This is a genomic window from Tropicimonas sp. IMCC6043, assembly GCF_004146235.1.
Lineage (GTDB): Bacteria > Pseudomonadota > Alphaproteobacteria > Rhodobacterales > Rhodobacteraceae > Tropicimonas.
This window is the reverse complement of sequence record NZ_SELO01000020.1, coordinates 59,725-79,543: the sequence shown is the minus strand read 5'-3', so window position 1 is coordinate 79,543 and position 19,819 is coordinate 59,725. Positions and strand designations below refer to the sequence as shown.

Here is a 19,819-nt window from a genome sequence, read left to right as displayed (position 1 = left end):
CGACGAGCTCGAGGAGTTCCTCGTCATCGACCTGGTCCACCTTGTTCATGTAGACAACCATCGCCGGAACGCCGACCTGGTAGGCGAGCAGGATGTGCTCGCGGGTCTGCGGCATCGGGCCATCGGCCGCCGAGACGACCAGGATCGCGCCGTCCATCTGCGCCGCGCCCGTGATCATGTTCTTCACGTAGTCCGCGTGGCCGGGGCAGTCGACATGCGCGTAGTGACGCGCCGGCGTCTCGTATTCCACATGCGCCGTCGAGATCGTGATCCCGCGCGCCTTCTCCTCCGGCGCACCGTCGATCTGGTCGTAGGCCCGGAACTCCCCGAAATACTTCGTGATCGCCGCCGTCAGCGTCGTCTTCCCGTGGTCAACGTGACCAATCGTGCCAACGTTCACGTGCGGCTTCGTGCGTGCGAATTTTTCCTTTGCCATATCTCGTGGCGCCTCGTCCTTGGGGGGCAACCTGCGGCCCGTTTTCATCGCGCGCGAGGTAGAGTGATTGGCGACGGAAATCAAGCACCTTCCGGCGATTCATGGCGCTGCGCACGCCGATTTCATTCGCTGGATAGGCGTTACTCGGTCGGCACTTCGGTATCGGGCCGTTTCGCGAACCATTCCTCGTTCTCGCGCAGCCAGTCCTCGATCTGCAGCGCGATATTGGCGGCGAGGTTGGCGACCTGCTCGTCCTTCGTTTTGGTGAGGCCCGAGCCGATGAAGAGGTCGGGGCTCACGGATTCGAAGACGGTGAATTGCTTGGGCTTCTGGTTGATCTTGCCGCCCGCGTGGTTGTCCCAGACCGTCGCCTCGACCACCACAACGGATTTCGGCGCCAGCACCAGCGGAATGCCCGGCACCGCCACCGAATAGCCGAGGATATTCACCCCGAGGTGGTAAAGCTGGCTGCCCTGATATCGGCCGAGCCGAGCCTGGATCGCCTCGGTCACCGCATTGTCCCAATCCTCGGGGTCAATGTTGCGAGAGGGTTCGACCTTCTGGATGTTGTTGACCGTCACGATGTTGTGCACGAGCTGAAACTCGCCCAGCGGCTCGACCGGCTGCTGGGAAACTGGCGTCTGGTCGGCGCAGGCGGCGAGCGTGGCAAGGCAGGCGGCGGCAAAAAGGCGGCGGGTCTGGCGGATCATCTCTCGGCTCGTCTGGTTCCGGGTCGTCCTCCGGCTTACCGGAGGGCGCCGCCCGGTGCAATCGCAGCCGCCCGCCGCCATGGCTTTCGCTCCCGCGGACGCGGATGTATGTCTGGCAGGCAACAGGGGAGTTTCCGATGAATGACTACGTTGGCCACCTGAGGCTGGGTGTGAATATCGATCACGTGGCAACCGTCCGCAACGCCCGGGGCGGCGGCGTGCCCGAGCCGCTGCGCGCGGCGCGGGTCGCCGAGGCTGCCGGTGCCGACGGCATCACCGCGCATCTGCGCGAGGACCGCCGGCACATCAGCGATGCCGATATCGATGCGCTCTCGGCCGAACTCACCGTGCCGCTCAACCTCGAGATGGCGGCGACGCCGGAGATGCAGGCAATCGCCCTGCGCCACAAGCCGCATGCGGTCTGCATCGTTCCCGAGAAGCGCGAAGAGCGGACCACCGAGGGCGGGCTCGAGGTGGCGCAGGACGAGAATCGGCTGGCCCATTTCATTGCGCCGCTCCGGGACGCGGGTTGCCGTGTGTCGATCTTCATCGCCGCCGACGCGCGCCAGATCGAGGCGGCGCACCGGATCGGAGCGGCTGTTGTCGAGTTGCACACGGGTGCCTATTGCGACGCCCACGCCGAGGGACGCTTCGCGGATCGCGACGCAGAGCTTGAGCGCCTGCGCGAGATGTCGACCTTCGCGCATTCTCTGGGGCTCGAGGTCCATGCCGGCCACGGGCTGACCTATGAGACCGTCAAGCCGGTCGCGGCCTTCCCGGAAGTCATGGAGCTCAATATCGGCCATTATCTCATCGGCGAGGCGATCTTCGTCGGGCTCGACGCCTCGATCCGTCGGATGCGGGCGCTGATGGACGAAGCGCGGGCGTGACCAGCAGGGCGAAAAGGTTCATCCGTCCAACCCGCTGGCGGCGAGTTCCTTTTTCAGCCAGCGCCGGAAAGCACGCTGAGGGGCAGTGCGCGGCCCCTCGGCGCCCGAGATCAGCCAGTAGCTGAAGCCCGAAGCGCGGCGTCGGCCGGGGAAGGGCTCGGCAAGGTTGCCGATCGCCAGCTGATCATGGGCCAGCGTCTCCCAGGCCAGGAAGACGCCGGCACCGCTCATTGCCGAATCCATGCAAAGCCCGGCATCGGAGAAAACCGGCCCCTCGCCGAGGATCTCCTCCGACAGGCCCTCCGCGTCGAGCCACATGGACCAGTCGACCATCGCGTGGGCATCCCGGATGGCCGGCATTCCGGCGAGGTCGGCCGGCACTTTCAACCTCGCGGCGTCACGCACCGAGCAGACGGGAAACAGCCGGTGCTCGAAGAGCCGCTCGGCCGTCACTCCAGGCCAGTTGCCGCGCCCGATCCGGATGCACAGATCGACGTCGGAGGCGTCCGGGTTGACGAAATCGGACTCCGCCTGCAGCCGCACCTGCACGCCGGGCTGAGCCGCGGTGAACCCGGCCAGACGGTGCACAAGCCAGCGCGCGCCGAAAAGCGGCGGCACCGACAGGGTGAGGCGGGCCTCGGACCTGTCGAACCCGCGGCCGACCGCGGCCGCAATCCGCGCGAAGCCCGCCGACAGGTCCCGCGCCACCTCGGCCCCCAGCGCGGTTGGCGTCATTCCGGCCGGGCCACGCTCAAAGAGCGACGCGCCGAATATCCGTTCGACGCGCAACACCTGCTGGCTGACGGCGCCCGGCGTCACGCCGAGCTCCATCGCCGCGGCGCCGAGTGATCCCCGACGTGCGACGACCTCGACCGCACGGAGCCCGGAAAGAGGCAGGCGATTGAGATCAGCCATATAGTTTTTCTAAACTCATACTCAGGTTCTTTCGTTATACAATCGATGTTTCTAGTGTCACGTCTTCAGGCATGAAACATCTACTTGCAGAATTCCTCAACTCATGGCGACCTCGCCTCGCACCGTCGATGCCGCCACCTGACCCGCTCGATCATCCTGCTCTGCGCCATCTGACACCGCGCGAGCTTGCGGACCTGCCGATGCCCCGCCCCGCGCCGTTCCAGGATAATTGCTACAGCGGTTGACCGCGCCGCCGGCTTGGCGCACCAAGGGCCATGATCCTCGGCATCGGCACCGATCTTGCAAATATCGAGCGCATCGCCGACACGCTGGAGCGGTTCGGCGACCGTTTCCGCAACCGTGTTTTCTCCGAGACCGAGCAGCGCAAGGCCGAGCGTCGGCGCGACACCGCCGGCACCTATGCCAAGCGGTGGGCGGCCAAGGAGGCGTGCTCCAAGGCGCTCGGCACCGGGCTCCGCATGGGCATCTCCTGGAAGGACATGGCGGTTTCCAATCTCCACACCGGCCAGCCCGTCATGCAGGTGACCGGCTGGGCGGCCGAGCGGCTGGCCGACATGACCCCGCCCGGCCACGAGGCGATCATCCATGTCACGCTGACCGACGATCACCCCTGGGCGCAGGCCTTCGTGGTGATCGAGGCGCGGCCGCTGCCCGCCGCGGCGCACGAGAGCGGCGCTTGACACCCCGCCGCCCCGCGCTCATGTAGCCGCCACGAAAAACCCCGAGAGGACGAGCATGGAAGACGCCAAGGACGGGATCGTCGAGACGATCAAGACAGTGGTCTACGCGCTGCTAATAGCGGGCGTGTTCCGCACGCTCTTCTTCCAGCCGTTCTGGATCCCCTCCGGCTCGATGAAGGACACGCTGCTGATCGGCGACTTCCTTTTCGTCAACAAGATGGCCTACGGCTATTCGCGCTATTCCTGCCCCTTCGGCCTCTGCCCGTTCAACGGCCGTATCCTCGACTCGGAACCCGAGCGCGGCGATGTCGTGGTGTTTCGTCACCCAGTGTCCAATTCCGATTTCATCAAGCGGCTGATCGGCCTGCCGGGAGACCGGGTGCAGATGCAGAACGGTGTGCTCTACATCAATGACGAGCCGGTCGAGCTGGTGCCGGACGGAGTTTTTGTCGAGACCATGGAGCCGCAGGGTCCGCAAGGCTTGCTGCCGCGCTGCGCCAATGGCCCGGTGGGCCAGGGCGGCGTGTGCGAGAAACAGAAATTTATCGAGACCCTGCCGAATGGAGTCTCGCATTCGATACTCGACGTCGGCAACGGGCCGACCGACAACACGCCGATCTTCACCGTCCCCGAAGGACATTACTTCTTCATGGGCGACAACCGCGACAACTCCACCGACAGCCGGGTGAACCAGCTCGCCCGCGGCGTCGGCTTCGTGCCGGCGGAGAACCTGATCGGCCGCGCCGACCGGGTGATGTTCTCCTCGGCCGGAAAGTCGCTCTTCTTCGTCTGGACCTGGCGGCCGGACCGTTTCTTCAAGAGGATCGATTGAGGCTGTCAGCCGAGGCAAGAACGCTCCAGGACCGGCTCGGATACCAGTTCCGCAGGCCCGAGCTGCTTGCCCGCGCGCTGACGCATCCCTCGATCGCCACCGAAACCCGCCCCTCCAACCAGCGGCTCGAGTTCCTCGGCGACCGGGTGCTGAACCTCGTCATTGCCGAGGCGCTGTTCCTGCTGGACAGGCTGGCCGATGAGGGCCAGCTCGCGCCGCGCTACAATGTGTTGGTGCGCAAGGAGACCTGCGCCGACGTCGCCCGCCAGATCGATCTCGGCGCGGCGCTGAAGCTGGGACGTTCCGAGATGATGTCGGGCGGGCGGCGGAAGAACGCCCTTCTGGGCGACGCGATGGAAGCGGTGATCGCAGCGATCTATCTCGACGGAGGGTTCGAAGCCGCGAAGCCCGTGGTGCTGCGGCTCTGGGGCGGCCGGATCGAGACCGCCGAGGAACTTGCCCGTGACCCCAAGACGGCGCTCCAGGAATGGGCGCAGGCGCGCGGCATGCCACCGCCCGACTATATCGAAACCGCCCGGCAAGGCCCTGACCACGCGCCGGTCTTCACCATCTGCGCCCGGCTCAGAGATGGCGCGGAGGCCTGCGCCACGGCCGGATCGAAACGGCAAGCCGAGCAGGCGGCAGCGCGCACCCTGCTCGCGCGGCTCGAAAGCCAGGCGTAGCCGCGCCAGACACCTGTTACCTGAGCGCGGGAACCATCGAGACGCGCGGCTTGACGCCAACCCATGACGATGTGGTACCAAAGGTCAATTGGGAGGGTGCCATGCGCTATGTGCCTCTGGTGATCGCGGTGCTGATGGTTCCGCTGGGTCTTGTACTTGCCGGACCGTTGCCGTTCTGGGGCGGCGCGATTTCCAGCGTGGCCGTATTACTCTCCGCGGTCGGGCTATACGACTTCTTTCAGACAAGGAGCGCTGTTCGCAAGAACTACCCGATCGTCGCCCGGCTGCGGTTCCTCTTCGAACATTTCCGGCCGGAGATCCGGCAGTACTTCCTGGAAAGCGACCACGAGGAAACGCCGTTTTCCCGGGAGCAGCGCGCGCTGGTCTACCGCCGCGCGAAGGGGATGGAAGGGGTTCGACCGTTCGGCACGCTGCGCAACGTGAATGACATCGGGCACGAATGGATCAATCATTCGGTCGCGCCGAAACACCTGCCCGACGCGCCATTCACCATCACCTTTGGTGGTCCGGACTGCACGAAACCCTACGAAGGGTCGGTGCTGAACATTTCAGGGATGTCCTATGGAGCCTTGTCGCCGAATGCCATCGAGGCCCTGAACAAGGGCGCGAAGGCCGGCGGATTTGCTCACACCACCGGCGAGGGCTCGATCTCCCGGTTTCACCGCATCCATGGCGGCGACCTGATCTGGCAGATCGGCAGCGGCTATTTCGGGTGCCGCACCAAGGATGGCGCCTTTGATCCGGAAAAGTTTGCCGAGGTCGCCGCGGACGACCAGGTGAAGATGATTGAGATCAAGCTCTCGCAGGGCGCAAAACCCGGCCATGGCGGCATGTTGCTCGGCGCCAAGGTGAGCCGCGAGATCGCCGAGGCGCGCGGTATCGAGGAGGGCGTGGACTGCATCAGCCCGAGCGCGCATTCCGCCTTTTCAACGCCGCTCGAACTCTGCGAGTTCGTCGCAACGCTCCGGCGGTTGTCGGACGGCAAGCCCGTGGGGTTCAAGCTCTGCGTCGGGCACCCCTGGGAGTGGTTCGCCATCGCCAAGGCGATGAAGGAGAGCGGGACCTACCCGGATTTCATCACCATCGACGGGGCGGAAGGTGGAACGGGCGCCGCGCCGGCGGAGTTTGCCGACCACAAGGGGGCACCGCTCCGCGAAGGGCTGATGCTGGTCCACAACACGCTCACCGGGCTCGACATCCGGGACCGGATCCGGTTGGTCGGGTCGGGCAAGCTGATCAGCGCCTTCGACATGTGCCGGGTCTTCGCCCTTGGCGCGGATAGCTGCAACATCGCCCGGGGCTTCATGTTCGCGCTCGGCTGCATCCAGGCGCAGGTGTGCCACACCGGCAAATGCCCGACCGGAGTGACGACCCAGGACCGCGGCCGCTACAAGGCCCTGGTGATCGAAGACAAGAGCACGCGAGTGGCGAATTTCCACAGAAACACGATGGTCGCGCTGAAGGAGGCGGTCGAATCCTCCGGCCTGTCGCACCCGCGAGAGTTCACGCCGCACCACCTCGTCATCCGGGTCAGCAGCCGCGAGGCGCGGTCCGCTGCCAGCCAGTACGCCTGGCTCGAGCCCGGCGACCTGCTGACCAGCGAGTCGATCCACCCGGCCTTCGCGAAATACTGGAAGCGCGCGCAATCGGGGTCTTTTACCGAGGCCGTGTAGCCCCGGACGGAATGATTCCCCGCCCCCGCAACCGATTCTTCGCCAATACGTTAAGCAAAAGCTATACTTTGTAGCGAAAACGGGTAAATTTTCAGCAGCAAGACCGATATGCAAAGACGCCTCACGGCGCGCGAACAGAGCATGGCGCCCAGCTCAAATGGAGCGCCCAAGCCGCAGAAAGCGGCGAACCGGAACAGACGGGGAGGACACCAAAATGCTGTTATATATTGATTTCTTTCGATGTCGCGCGATTTCCGGTGGTTGCGCTGCGGCGATGTTCACACATGCGGACCGCGCGTTCCGAGGCCTGCGTCGGTCCTGACACCGCCCCTGGCCGAAATGTCGCCGAAGGCGCCGCGGATTGCCTCCGCCGCCATTGTTGACACCCTATCATGCAATGAAAGCGACTGCCCACGGCCAAGGCCGGACAGGCTCGAGACCCTAAGGAAGATGGAGCGGGGATGCCTCTGGATACCAGCGACGCGTTTCTCAAATTCGACAACGTCAAGAAGAGCTACGACCAGAAGACCCTCGTCGTTAAGGATTTCAGCCTGGATGTCGCCGAAGGCGAGTTCCTGACCCTGCTCGGACCGTCGGGTTCCGGCAAGTCCACCGTGCTGATGATGCTGGCCGGGTTCGAAGGCGTCACCAGCGGCGACATCTCGATCGCCGGCCGATCGATCACGCGCACCGCGCCCTACAAGCGCAATATCGGCATGGTGTTCCAGAACTACGCGCTGTTCCCGCACATGACCATTGCCGAGAACCTCGCCTACCCGCTGCAGGTCCGCAAGATGAGCCGCTCGGATGTCACCAACCGGGTCGACGAGTATCTCAGCCTCGTCGAGCTCCGCGACTTCCGCAGCCGCTACCCTGGCCAGCTCTCGGGCGGCCAGCGCCAGCGTGTGGCGCTGGCGCGGGCACTGATCTTCGAGCCTTCGTTGATCCTCATGGACGAACCGCTCGGCGCGCTCGACAAGAAGCTGCGCGAGCAAATGCAATACGAGATCACGCGGCTGCACGAGAAGCTTGGGTTCACCGTGGTCTACGTGACCCACGACCAAACCGAGGCGCTGTCGATGTCGACGCGCATCGCCGTCTTCAATGACGGCGTGGTGCAGCAATGCGCCGCCCCGGCCGAGCTCTACGAGAGGCCCAGCAACTCCTTCGTCGCGGACTTCATCGGCGAGAACAATTTCATCAACGGCAGGGTCAACTCGATTACGGACGGCATGGCCGAGGTGCAACTGCCAGAGGACGGCACGATCCTGGCCTTTGCGGCGAGCGGGCTAGAAGCCGGCGGGCGCTGCCGCGTCTCGGTGCGCCCCGAGAAGCTCTTCCTGCCGGAGGAGCACCACGCGCATGACAACGAGGTCCGGGTGACCCATGTCACCCATTACTATGTCGGCGATTTCATTCGCTATTACTTCCGCCTCGCGGGCGGCGGCGAGATCAACATCAAGTTCCTCAACGACCTCGCTGCGCCCGAACTGAAACAGGGGGAGCAGACCTCGCTGGTCTGGACTTCCAAGGATTGCATCGCCTTTCCCGCGTGACGGAACGGCGGTCAAGCCGGGTCCGGGTCGCCAAGTGCCCGACCCACAGACCAACAGGAGAAAACTATATGAAAAGAACATCCAGACTGCTTGCTGGTGCTACAGCAATGATGCTGGCACTCGGTGGCGTCGCCCAGGCCGAGAGCGTGACGCTCGTATCCTGGGGCGGCGCCTATGGCGCGGCGCAGAAGAAGCACATGGTCGACCCTTGGGTCGAGATGACCGGCAACGAAGTGTTGTTCGAGGATTATTCCGGCGGCGTCGCCGAGATGAAGGCGCAGGTCGAAGCCGGCAACATCCAGTGGGATGCGGTCGACATCGAGGTGATCGACCTCGAGCGCGCCTGTTCCGAGGGCCTGCTCGAAGTGCTCGACCATTCCGACCTGCCCGATGGTGACGACGGCACACCCGCGGCCGACGACTTCATCCCCTCCGCGCTCGAGAGCGAGTGCGGCGTGGGTGTGATCGTCTGGTCGGTCATCTTCGCCTACAACACGGAGACCGAGGGCGAAGCGCCGACAATGATCGCCGACTTCTTCGACCTCGAGAAATTCCCCGGCAAGCGCGCCATGCGCAAGCGGCCGCAGGTGAACATGGAATGGGCGCTGATCGCCGACGGCGTGTCGAAGGACGAAGTCTATGACGTCCTGGCGACCGAAGAGGGCCAGGCCCGCGCCTTCGCCAAGCTCGACACGATCAAGGACGACATTGTCTGGTTCGACTCCTGGTCCCAGGCGCCCCAGTTGTTGAACGACGGTGGCGCCTCGTTGGTGCAGTCGGCCAACGGCCGCATCTACGCCGCCATCGCCGATGACGGCAAGCCGTTCAAGATCGTCTGGGACGCGCAGGTCTACGATCTCGACGTCTGGTCGATCCTCAAGGGCTCGCCCAAGAAGGACATCGCCTGGGACTTCATCAAGTTCGCGACCTCCTCGAAGCCGCTCGCCGGCATGATCGACGTGGCCTACGGCCCGACGCGAAAATCCTCGGACGCCTACGTGGATTCCTCGATCAACGACAGCCTTCCCTCCGCGCATGTCGACGAGGGCCTGAAGGCCGACGGCATCTTCTGGGCCGACTATGGCGAGAGCCTCGGCGAAGCCTTCAACGAATGGCTGCTGAAGTGATCTGACCGCCTCAAGCATGCCTGCCGCGCGCGCCCGTCAGGGGCGCGCGCGGCAACACCGGAAATCACAGCGGATCCGTTCATGCCCGACACCGCCCTCTCGGCCGAAGATGCCCGGTTCGCCCGGAGTGAACTCCGCGGCCGCAAGCTTGCAGCCTTCCTCTTCGTGGCGCCGCTGCTCCTATTCCTCCTCTTTACCTTCGCCGCACCGATCGCGACGATGCTGGTGCGCAGTTTTCATCACCCGACGGTGGCCGAACTGATCCCGGAGACGCTCGCCTCGCTCGAGGCGTGGGACGGAAAGGGCCTGCCGCCGGATAACGCGCGAAACGTGATGGCGGCGGACATGAAGCGGCTGGCGAACGAGCGCCTGTCGGGCAAGCTCGCCGAGGAGATCAACCGCCTCGTTCCGGGAACCTCGAGCGTCGTCAAGTCCACCGCGCGCGCGATGCCGCGCGCCGACGATGCGGAGATCGCAACGAATGGCGGCGCGCTGCTCACCGACGCCGACGCGGCCTGGGGCGACGCCGAGATCTGGAAGGGCATCGTCAAGGCCGGCGAGGTCTACACGACGCAATACTTCCTGACCGCGCTCGATCTCGAACAAGGCGACGACGGCGCAATCCAAGCCCGGGAAGGGGCCAAGATCTATGTCGACCTCTACACGAAGACGCTGAAGATGGCGCTGATCATCACGGTCCTGACGCTGATCCTGGGCTACCCGCTCGCCTTCTACCTCGCCAATGCCCCGTCGGCGACGTCCAACATGCTGATGGTCTTCGTGCTCCTGCCCTTCTGGACCTCGCTCCTCGTGCGCACGACCTCCTGGATCGCGCTGCTGCAGACCAACGGCGTGGTCAATTCGACGCTGATGGGCGCCGGCATCATCCGGTCGCCGATCGAGATGCTCTACACGCAGTTCTCGACCATCATCGCCATGACCCACATCCTTCTGCCCTTCATGATCCTGCCGCTCTTCAGCGTCATGAAGGGGATCGACCCGAGCTTCATGCGCGCCGCGATGTCGATGGGCGCGCGCCCGATCCCGGCCTTCCTGCGGGTCTACCTGCCGATGACCCTGCCCGGCCTCTCCGCCGGCGCGCTGCTCGTCTTCATCATCTCGGTTGGCTACTACATCACCCCGGCGCTCGTCGGCGGCACCGACGGTCAGATGATCTCCAACATCATCGCCTTCCACATGCAGCAGTCGAACAACTGGGAGCTTGCCGCCGCGCTCGGCTCGCTGCTCCTGGCGATGATCCTGCTGCTCTACTGGGTCTACGACCGTTTCGTCGGCGCGGGCAACATCAAGCTGGGATAAGGCACATGAAACACCTGCCCGCCTATTTCACCATCTGGCACATTCTCGGCCATTACGGGCTCAAGTTCCTGGCCTGGGCGGTGCTGGCCTTCCTGATGCTGCCGATCGTCATCATCGTCCCGCTCAGCTTCAACACCGAGCCCTATTTCTCCTTCACCGAAGGCATGCTCGAGCTAGATCCCGCGGCCTATTCCACCCGCTGGTATGCAGAGATCTTTACCGAACCAAAGTGGCTCCTGGCGATCAAGAACAGCTTCATCATCGGTTTTGCGGCCGCCGCCATCGCAACCTTGCTCGGCACCGTGGCCGCCGTCGGCCTCTCGAGCCCCGTCATGCCCTTCAAGCGGCTGATCACCGCCTTCCTGCTCTCGCCGATGATCGTGCCGCTCGTCATCGTCGCCGCCGGCATGTTCTTCTTCTACACTCGGTTCAACCTCGTGGGGAGCTATGCCGGCCTGATCATCGCCCATGCCGCGCTCGGGGTTCCCTTCGTCATCATCACCGTGACGGCGACGCTCACCGGCTTCGACCGCTCGCTCTACTATGCCGGGCTGTCGATGGGCGCGCGGCCGGTCAAGGTCTATTGGGACGTGGTGATCCCGCTCATTCGCCCCGGCGTGATCTCCGGCGGGCTCTTCGCCTTCGTCACCTCCTTCGACGAGGTCGTGCTCGTGCTCTTCCTCGCAGGACCGCAGCAGCGCACCATCCCGCGACAGATGTTCTCGGGCCTGCGCGAGCAGATCAACCCGACCATCCTCGCCGTCGCCACCCTGCTGATCGGCATCTCGATCGCCCTGCTGATGACGCTGGAATTCCTGCGCCGGCGCTCCGAACGACTGCGCGGTGCCGAGGTCTGAGAGCCCGGGTTTAGGCGCCGCCCGCTTGATCCAGATCAGGACGCCTCGCTGAAAATGCGATAAGGCATATCTCAAAGAAACCTTAATGGCGGAGCGATGAGCGGAACCGAACAGGATCGGGTCCGGGACCGGTTGAAGCTGGCCGTGGCACCAGTCGCAGGGCGCCTCGACCTCGGTGGCTGGATCTCGGTCGCCGCGGGGCTCCTCTGGCCGGGACAGGCGGCGCTCGCGGCCTGGCTGCTCGCCGCGCTGATCCAGGGCACGGCAGAGCGCCTGTTTGCCATCGCAACGGCCGGTGGCTTCGCCCTGCTCGGCATCTTGCGCGCGGTTTTGCAGGAGCGTGCGGACAGGATCCTTTCCGAGGCTGCCGACGAGGTTCTGGCCCGCGAACGCGCCGCCCTTGTCCGCCGCGAGGCGTGCCGATCTCCGGTCGCCTCGGGCCCGAGCTCGGCCGAGATCGCCGCGCTCGCCGGCGAGAAGCTCGCCGCCCTCTCACCCTACCTCACTCGCTACCGCCCGGCGCAACTGCGCACAGCGGTGCTGCCGCCGGTGTTGCTTGCGCTCACCGCCTGGCACTCCTGGATCGCGGCGCTGATCCTGCTCGTCGCCGGGCCGCTGATCCCGGTCTTCATGGCGCTCGTCGGCTACGCGGCACGCGAGGCGAGCGAGCGGCAAATGGACGAGATCGGCAGCCTGAACGACCTGTTGCTCGACCGTCTCCAGGCGCTCGTCGACATTCGCCTGCTCGACGCCGGAGACACCGTCACTGCCGATTTCGCGACCCGCGCCGAGGCGCTGCGCTCAAAAACCATGGAGGTGTTGCGCATCGCCTTCCTGTCCTCGACCGTGCTGGAGCTTTTCTCGGCGCTCGGCGTGGCGATGGTCGCAGTCTATGTCGGCTTCTCTCTGCTTGGCACACTCGCTTTCGGTGCCTGGGGCGAGCCATTGGCCCCGAGCGCCGGCATGTTCCTTCTCCTGCTCGCGCCCGATTTCTTTCAACCGCTGCGCGATCTTGCCGCCGCCTGGCACGACAGGGCCGCGGCGGAGGCGGTGGCGCGGGATCTCACCGAGATCGAGGCGCAGCAACCCATGCAGATCCTGGGCCTAGACGCCCCGGCCGCTCTCCCGCGCGTGCTCGCGAGTGGCGACGACATCCTCAGAACCCGTGGCCTCACGGTGGCGCTCTCGCCCGGCACGCACCTGACCTTCCCCAACCTGACCCTTCGCCGCGGCGAGACCCTGGCGCTGGTGGGGGCGAGCGGGCGCGGCAAGTCGACCCTGCTCGCGGCCATCGCCGGGCTGGTGCCGGTGGCGCAGGGCACGATCTGGGTGGACGGCCGGCCGCTCGACGCGACCACGGCGGGCGACTGGCGCCGCCGCATCGGCTGGGTGCCGCAGACGCCACACTTCTTCGCCGCGTCGCTCCGAGCGAACCTGCGCATGTCCGCTCCCGAAGCGTCGGATGACGCGATCGTCACCGCGCTCGCGACCGCCAATGCCGGTGACGTCGTCGCCCGCCTGCCCCGCGGATTGCTGACCCGTCTCGGCGAGACCGGCACGGGCGTCTCGGGCGGCGAGGCGCGGCGGCTGATGGTCGCGCGGGCCGCTCTGGCACGCCCCGCGCTCGTTCTGGCCGACGAGCCGACTGCCAATCTCGATGCCGAGACGGCCGGCGCAGTCGCGCGTGGGCTCCTGCGCCTCGTGGAGGACGGCGCTTCGCTGCTGGTTGCCACCCACGATCCCGACCTCGCCGCCCGACTTGACCGGCAGGTGATACTGGAGGTGCGACAATGACGGCGCTCCGGTCCATCCTTGCTCTGATCTGGCGCGACGAACGCCGCGCGCTGCTGCGCGGCGCGGCGCTGGCCATTACCGTCCTTGGCATGGGGATCGCGCTGCTCGGACTGTCCGGCTGGTTCATCGCCGCCGCCGGCGCGGCCGGGCTTGCCGGGCTGGGAGCGGTCTTCGACGTGTTCCGCCCCTCCGCCGCCGTGCGCTTCCTCGCCCTTGGCCGCACGGCCGCACGCTATGGCGAGCGCCTGCTGACCCATGACGCCACCCTGCGCGCGCTGGCCCGGCTGCGCATCCGCCTGCTCGCCGGGCTGATCCATGCGCCTTTCGGCGAGACCGGCCGGCTGCGCGGTTCGCAGGGACTGAACCGGCTCACGGCCGACGTCGATGCGCTCGACGGTATTGCCCTGCGCCTCGTTCTGCCCATCCTCGCGGGCGGCGTGACCCTCGCGGGCGCCTGTATCCTGCTCGCACGCCTCGTGACGCTCTCGGTCGCTCTCTGGTCGGTGGGCTCCTTCGCCATCGGCGCAATCGGCGCGCTCGTTTGGGCCGCACGCCGCTCGGACCGCCCGTCGCGCCGCGCCGGCGCCGCAGCGCGCGCCTTCCGGGTCAGGCTGATCGACCTTCTGCGCGGCCGGGCCATTTTGGCCTTTTCCGGCCAGCACGCACGCTTTCAGGCCGATGTGCTCGCCGCCGATTCACGCGCACGCGCCGCCGCGCTCGACATGGCCGCCACCGAGCGCCGCGCCGGCGCGGTTGCCGCGATTGCCGCGAGCCTCGCAACCGCCGGTGCGCTGCTCCTCGGCGCGGAACTCGCGCGGGCCGGCCTGCTGTCGCCGCCGCGCGCCGCGCTCGGCTTCTTTGCAACGCTGGCGCTGGCCGAGACCCTGGCGCCGCTCCGCCGCGGGGTCGCCGAGCTCGGCGGCATGCGCGACGCCGCCCGCCGGATCACCCGCCAGCTCGACACCGCGCCTATGTCCACCATCCCTCCCGCCCCGGCGCTTGCGCTGACGCCCGGCCATCTGGAAGTCGCGCATCTCGCTGTCACCGCAAAAAGTGGCGCCCCGCCCGTCTTGAGCGAGCTCCGGTTCTCGATCGCGAGCGGCGAGTGCCTGGCCCTCACTGGCCGCTCCGGCATCGGCAAGACCACTGTGCTCGACGCGGTCGCCGGTCTCGTCCCTCCGGTCGCCGGCAGCGTCCGGATCGGGGGGCGGCCCCTCCCGGACTGGCCCGAGCAGGAACTGCGCGCGTATCTGGGCTACTTGCCCCAGCGAACCGCCCTGATCGGCGGAACGGTCGCCGAGAACCTTCGGCTCGCACGCCCGGAGGCCAGCGACGCGGAGCTTCAGACCGCGCTGGAACGGGTCGCGCTCGATGGCGTCGTCGATGATATCGGCGGGCTCGCGGCGCAGCTCGGCGAGGGCGGCAAAGGGCTCTCAGGAGGCGAGGCGCGGCGGCTGGCACTGGCGCGCGTGCTGCTGCGCGCGCCGCGCCTCCTGCTTCTCGACGAACCGACAGAAGGGCTCGACCGCGCAACCGCGGAACGCGTGCTCGCGGGCATCAGGCACGCCTGCCCCGAAGCGGCGATCCTGCTGGCTGCACATCGGCCGGTCGAGCGCGACTGGGCCGACAGGCGCCTCGATCTGGCCTGACGCTCCCTCCGGCCTGGGGTTCAGCACAGCGCTTGCGCGAGTGTCCGATCCCGCTATCCCCGGAATCTGGACTCGTTCCAATTTTTGTTCCGCCTTGATCTGTGTCAAAGTCCCCCGGAGCGCTTCCGGTGCACAAGCTCCTTAAAAGCGGTATCAACGATATATATTTACCGCACCTATGACATGGAGATTTTCATGGAACTCGACATTGTGGAGTTGTCGCGACTGCAATTCGCGATGACAGCCATGTATCACTTCCTCTTCGTCCCGCTCACGCTTGGCCTCTCGATCATCGTGGCGATCATGGAGACGGTCTACGTGATGACCAACCGCCCGATCTGGCGGCAGATGACCAAGTTCTGGGGGACGCTTTTCGGGATCAACTTTGTCCTCGGCGTCGCCACCGGCATCACGATGGAGTTCCAGTTCGGGATGAACTGGTCCTACTACAGCCACTATGTCGGAGACATCTTCGGCGCGCCGCTCGCCATCGAGGGGCTGATGGCCTTCTTCATGGAGGCAACATTCGTCGGGCTCTTCTTCTTTGGCTGGGAAAAGCTGTCGAAACGCGCCCACCTCATCGTCGCCTGGCTGGTCGCCATCGGCTCCAACTTCTCGGCGCTCTGGATCCTGATCGCCAACGGCTGGATGCAGAACCCTGTCGGCGCCGCTTTCAACCCGGTCTCGATGCGCATGGAGATGACCTCCTTCTACGACGTGGTGTTCAACCCGGTGGCGCAGGCGAAATTCGTTCACACCGTCTCGGCGGGCTACGTGACGGCCGCGGTCTTCGTGCTCGGCGTTTCGGCCTGGTATCTGCTGAAGGGACGTCACGTCGATCTCGCGCGGCGGTCGATCGCGGTCGCGGCCGCCTTCGGCCTCGCCTCGGCGCTCTCGGTGATCGTGCTGGGCGACGAGTCGGGCTACGAGGCCACCGACAACCAGAAGATGAAGCTCGCTGCCATCGAGGGCATGTGGCACACCGAGCCGGCGCCGGCCTCCTTCACGCTCGTCGGCTTCCCGGACATGCAGGCTCGGGAGACCCATTACGCCATCCACATTCCCTACGTGATGGGGCTGATCGGCACCCGCTCGCTGACCCAGGAAATCCCCGGCATTGCCGAGCTGGTGGAGAATGCCGAGGCGCGCATCAAGTCCGGTATCATCGCCTATGACGCGCTGGAACAGCTTCGCGCCGCCGGAGGCGAAGCGACCGACGCTCTCCGGACGCAGTTCGAGGACCACTCGGCCGATCTCGGCTACGCCTTTCTGCTGAAGCGCTATGTCGACGACCCGCGCGAGGCGACAGAACACCAGATCGCGCTCGCCTCCAACGACACTGTGCCGACGGTCTGGCCGCTCTTCTGGGCCTTTCGCCTGATGGTGGGGTTCGGCTTCGGGTTCCTCGGGGTGATGATCTATTTCTTCTACCGCGCCAACTGGAAGGGCATGACCTTCCCGCGGCCGGCGCTCTGGCTCGCGGTGCTGATCATCCCAACGCCGTGGATCGCCGCCGAGCTCGGCTGGTTTGTCGCCGAATTCGGCCGCCAGCCCTGGACGGTGGACGGGGTGCTGCCGACGGCGATGTCGGTGAGCCACCTGTCGGTCGCCGACCTTGCAATCACGCTGGCCGGCTTCGTGACCTTCTACTCGGTCCTGTTCGTTATCGAGATGGGGCTTATGCTGAAATACATCCGCAAGGGCCCCTACATGGACGTCGCCGAAACCGACCAGTGGATGGCCAGACACGAACACCGCCTGCGCACGCATGACGGCAACGTCCCCGGCGCAGCCCCTGCGGAGTGACCCGACATGATTCTGCATGATCTCATCGCATTCGACACGCTTCGCGTCATCTGGTGGCTGCTGCTCGGCGTGCTGCTGATCGGCTTCGCGCTGACCGACGGCTTCGACATGGGAGTCGGCGCGCTCCTGCCCTTCGTGGCCCGGACGGACCTGGAGCGCCGGCAGGCGATCAACACTGTGGGCCCGGTCTGGGAAGGCAACCAGGTCTGGTTTATCCTCGGCGGCGGCGCCATCTTCGCCGCCTGGCCACCGCTCTATGCGGTAAGCTTCTCGGGGTTCTACCTCGCCATGTTCGCCGTTCTGGCGGCGCTGATCCTGCGGCCCGCCGGCTTCAAATACCGCTCGAAGCGCGAGAGCCGGGCCTGGCGGTCGGCCTGGGACTGGGCGCTCTTCGCCGGCGGCGCGGTGCCGGCGCTGATCTTCGGCGTGGCGGTCGGCAATGTCCTCGTCGGTGTACCCTTCCACCTCACGCCCGACCTGATGCCGATGTATGATGGCCCGTTCTACGCCAAGTTCCTCGGCCTCCTGAACCCGTTCTCGCTGCTCGCCGGACTGGTGTCGTTCTTCATGCTGCTTCAGCACGGCGCGGCCTGGCTTGCGCTCAAGTCGGACGGCATGGTCGAGACCCGCGCCCGCCGCATGGGCCCGCTCTTCGGTTATCTCGCGGCGGCGGGGTTCGCACTTGCAGGTCTCTGGTTGGCCATCGGGATCGACGGCTACGCAATTTCCGGTAGCATCGTCACCGATGGTCCGTCCAACCCGTTGCTCTCCGGGGTTGAGCGGAGCGGCAGCTGGCTGGACGCCTATGGCCGGCGCCCCTGGATTGCAGTGGCGCCGGTCATGGGTTTTCTGGGCATCCTGATGGCGGCCCGGAGCCTGTCGGGGCAGTCCGACGTGGCGCCGCTCCTGTGGTCGAAGCTCGGCATCACGGGCGTGATCTCGACGGTGGGGCTGACGATGTTCCCCTTCATCCTGCCCTCGACGGTGGATCCGAATGCCTCGCTGACCGTGTGGGACAGTTCCTCGTCGCATCTGACGCTCTTCGTGATGCTCGTCTCCACGGTGATCTTCATGCCGATGATCCTCGCCTACACCGCCTGGGTCTACCGCGTGCTCTGGGGCAAGGTCACCCTGGAAGAGATCGAAGACAATTCCGACTCCGTCTACTGAGAGGACCGAAACATGTGGTATTTCGCCTGGCTCCTCGGCCTCCCGCTCGCCGCCCTACTGGCTGTTCTCAACGCCATGTGGGTCGAGATGCAGGAGGACCGCGCCCTCGCCGAAGAGGACTGATCCCCCGAGCTCCTTGTGTCCCTTCACCTTGGAGTGGTGCCTGGCCGGGGTGGCGACGCCCCGGCCCTTTTCGTGTCACAGCGTTCTGACCAGTTTCGGCAGGTCGAGGAGCGTGCACGGCAGGACTTCTCGTCTCTGGTCTCTGCGCCCGCGATCGGCTAGACACGTCTCCTCAGTTCCGAGGAAATTCCATGAGCACACGTTGTGGCTTCGTCGCCCTGATCGGAGAGCCCAATGCGGGCAAATCGACCCTCCTCAACCGGATGGTCGGCGCAAAGGTTTCGATCGTGACCCACAAGGTCCAGACCACCCGCGCGCGCATCCGCGGCGTGGCGATCGAGGGCGAGAGCCAGCTTGTCTTCGTCGACACGCCCGGCCTGTTCCGCCCGCGCCGCCGGCTCGACCGGGCGATGGTGGCCGCGGCCTGGGGCGGCGCGGCCGATGCCGATCTCGTCGTCCTGCTGATCGAGGCGCATCGCGGGTTGACCGAGGGCGTGCAGGCGATCCTCAACGCGCTGGAGGAGCGTGCGCAAGGGCGCAAGGTGGCGCTGGCAATCAACAAGATCGACCGGGTGAAGTCCGAGGCGCTGCTGGCGCTCACCAAGACGATGAACGACGCTTTCCCCTTCGCCGAAACCTTCATGATCTCTGCCGAGAAAGGCCATGGCGTCGATGACTTGCGCGCCTGGCTCGCCGCCGAGTTGCCGGAAGGCCCCTGGCTCTATCCGGAGGACCAGATCGCCGACCTTCCGCTCCGGATGATCGCCGCCGAGATGACGCGCGAGAAGCTGACGCTCCGGCTGCACGAGGAATTGCCCTACCAGCTCACCGTCGAGACCGAGAGCTGGCAGGAGCGCGAGGACGGTTCGGCGCGGATCGACCAGGTGGTTTATGTCGCCCGCGACGGCCACAAGGGGATCGTGCTCGGCCGCAAGGGCGAGACGATCAAGGCGATCGGTCAGGCCGCCCGCGCCGAGCTCGAGGCGTTCCTCGACCGCAAGGTGCATCTCTTTCTCCAGGTGAAGGTGCGGCCGAACTGGCTCGAGGAGGCCGAGCGCTATTCCGAAATGGGACTGAATTTCAGGGACGGCAACCCGTGAGTCGGCTCGCGGCCGGGTTCTGGGTTCAGGCCTACCTGATGCGGCTTCAGACGGAGCTGATCCCGGCCTTCGTTGTGGCCCATGGCGACGACACGGCCGGCGCGATCCTGATCAAGCTCAACCCGCTCGACGGGTCCGCGAAAGTCTTCCAGCGTGTCATGTCGATGGATGGCGCACGGCCCTGGGATCTGCTGACCGAGGGGGCAGAAGCCGATGTCGACGCGCTGATCGCGCGTCAGCGGCGGACGGACCCGGACCTATGGGTCATCGAGGTCGAAAGCCGCGACGGGCGGCACATGCTGGACGAACCCGGCCTGAGCTGAGTCGGTCCGTCCGGCGCGTGCGGTCGCGGCGTTCCACCTGCTGGTCCTCACGTTCGCCGCCATCGTGGCCACCGACGTCTCCTCCGCTGCCTCATTTCGGTTCTGGAGCGGACCGATGGCACCGCCCGTCCTT

The 19,819-nt window shown here is 66.0% G+C and carries 19 protein-coding genes; 16 read left to right on the top strand and 3 right to left on the bottom strand.

The genetic code is table 11. The features are described 5' to 3' along the window. Window positions 1–436, bottom strand: a 436-nt coding sequence (locus EU800_RS17060) for a GTP-binding protein (RefSeq protein ID WP_129634231.1), incomplete at its 3' end; no start/stop codon positions are given. A gap of 140 nt (window positions 437–576) precedes the next feature. Next, window positions 577–1,146 carry a hypothetical protein gene (locus EU800_RS17055; protein ID WP_129634230.1) on the bottom strand — a complete coding sequence of 190 codons (570 nt, stop codon included), beginning with the start codon at window positions 1,144–1,146 and terminating at the stop codon, window positions 577–579. Between the two features lie 137 nt (window positions 1,147–1,283). Here EU800_RS17055 and EU800_RS17050 point away from each other — a divergent pair, with 137 nt between their 5' ends. Continuing rightward, window positions 1,284–2,036, top strand: coding sequence for a pyridoxine 5'-phosphate synthase (locus EU800_RS17050; RefSeq protein ID WP_129634229.1), 753 nt, complete (start codon window positions 1,284–1,286; stop codon window positions 2,034–2,036). A gap of 18 nt (window positions 2,037–2,054) precedes the next feature. Here the strand turns inward: EU800_RS17050 and EU800_RS17045 are convergent, their stop codons facing one another. Further along, window positions 2,055–2,951 (bottom strand): LysR substrate-binding domain-containing protein, encoded by an 897-nt coding sequence (locus EU800_RS17045; RefSeq protein WP_129634228.1) that lies wholly within the window; start codon window positions 2,949–2,951, stop codon window positions 2,055–2,057. A gap of 275 nt (window positions 2,952–3,226) precedes the next feature. Between EU800_RS17045 and acpS the strand changes: the two genes are divergently transcribed. The 15 genes from acpS (at window position 3,227) to EU800_RS16970 (ending at window position 19,686) form a co-directional block, all read left to right on the top strand. After that, window positions 3,227–3,652 carry a holo-ACP synthase gene (acpS, locus tag EU800_RS17040; RefSeq protein WP_129634227.1) on the top strand — a complete coding sequence of 142 codons (426 nt, stop codon included), beginning with the start codon at window positions 3,227–3,229 and terminating at the stop codon, window positions 3,650–3,652. 55 nt (window positions 3,653–3,707) lie between these two features. Beyond that, entirely contained in the window at window positions 3,708–4,484 is a 777-nt protein-coding gene (gene lepB, locus EU800_RS17035; RefSeq protein ID WP_129634226.1) for a signal peptidase I, read from the top strand. Then, window positions 4,481–5,167, top strand: a complete 687-nt coding sequence (rnc, locus tag EU800_RS17030; RefSeq protein ID WP_129634225.1) for a ribonuclease III — start codon at window positions 4,481–4,483, stop codon at window positions 5,165–5,167. The genes lepB and rnc overlap by 4 nt, the downstream gene beginning before the upstream one ends. A gap of 101 nt (window positions 5,168–5,268) precedes the next feature. Beyond that, complete coding sequence (locus EU800_RS17025; RefSeq protein WP_129634224.1) at window positions 5,269–6,861, top strand: FMN-binding glutamate synthase family protein; 1,593 nt, start codon at window positions 5,269–5,271, stop codon at window positions 6,859–6,861. Window positions 6,862–7,322: 461 nt separating this feature from the next. After that, entirely contained in the window at window positions 7,323–8,417 is a 1,095-nt protein-coding gene (locus EU800_RS17020) for an ABC transporter ATP-binding protein (protein WP_129634223.1), read from the top strand. Between the two features lie 68 nt (window positions 8,418–8,485). Then, complete coding sequence (locus tag EU800_RS17015; RefSeq protein ID WP_129634222.1) at window positions 8,486–9,544, top strand: ABC transporter substrate-binding protein; 1,059 nt, start codon at window positions 8,486–8,488, stop codon at window positions 9,542–9,544. Window positions 9,545–9,625: 81 nt separating this feature from the next. Further along, on the top strand, window positions 9,626–10,864 hold the full coding sequence (locus EU800_RS17010; protein WP_129634221.1) for an ABC transporter permease: 1,239 nt from the start codon (window positions 9,626–9,628) through the stop codon (window positions 10,862–10,864). A 5-nt stretch (window positions 10,865–10,869) separates the two neighbouring features. After that, complete coding sequence (locus EU800_RS17005; protein ID WP_129634220.1) at window positions 10,870–11,721, top strand: ABC transporter permease; 852 nt, start codon at window positions 10,870–10,872, stop codon at window positions 11,719–11,721. Between the two features lie 96 nt (window positions 11,722–11,817). Next, window positions 11,818–13,515, top strand: a complete 1,698-nt coding sequence (cydD, locus tag EU800_RS17000) for a thiol reductant ABC exporter subunit CydD (RefSeq protein WP_129634219.1) — start codon at window positions 11,818–11,820, stop codon at window positions 13,513–13,515. Further along, window positions 13,512–15,164: a thiol reductant ABC exporter subunit CydC gene (cydC, locus tag EU800_RS16995; RefSeq protein WP_129634218.1), complete on the top strand. Its 1,653-nt coding sequence runs from the start codon at window positions 13,512–13,514 to the stop codon at window positions 15,162–15,164. Before cydD ends, cydC begins: the two co-directional genes overlap by 4 nt. A gap of 195 nt (window positions 15,165–15,359) precedes the next feature. Continuing rightward, window positions 15,360–16,970, top strand: a complete 1,611-nt coding sequence (locus EU800_RS16990) for a cytochrome ubiquinol oxidase subunit I (protein WP_129634217.1) — start codon at window positions 15,360–15,362, stop codon at window positions 16,968–16,970. A 6-nt stretch (window positions 16,971–16,976) separates the two neighbouring features. Next, window positions 16,977–18,140 (top strand): cytochrome d ubiquinol oxidase subunit II, encoded by a 1,164-nt coding sequence (cydB, locus tag EU800_RS16985; protein ID WP_129634216.1) that lies wholly within the window; start codon window positions 16,977–16,979, stop codon window positions 18,138–18,140. 12 nt (window positions 18,141–18,152) lie between these two features. Next, on the top strand, window positions 18,153–18,263 hold the full coding sequence (gene cydX / locus EU800_RS16980; RefSeq protein ID WP_089230933.1) for a cytochrome bd-I oxidase subunit CydX: 111 nt from the start codon (window positions 18,153–18,155) through the stop codon (window positions 18,261–18,263). A gap of 191 nt (window positions 18,264–18,454) precedes the next feature. After that, the gene (era, locus tag EU800_RS16975) at window positions 18,455–19,363 is read left to right on the top strand and encodes a GTPase Era (protein WP_129634215.1); all 909 of its coding nucleotides are present in this window, start codon (window positions 18,455–18,457) and stop codon (window positions 19,361–19,363) included. Further along, window positions 19,360–19,686: a DUF1491 family protein gene (locus EU800_RS16970; RefSeq protein ID WP_129634214.1), complete on the top strand. Its 327-nt coding sequence runs from the start codon at window positions 19,360–19,362 to the stop codon at window positions 19,684–19,686. The genes era and EU800_RS16970 overlap by 4 nt, the downstream gene beginning before the upstream one ends. Window positions 19,687–19,819 lie beyond the last annotated feature (133 nt).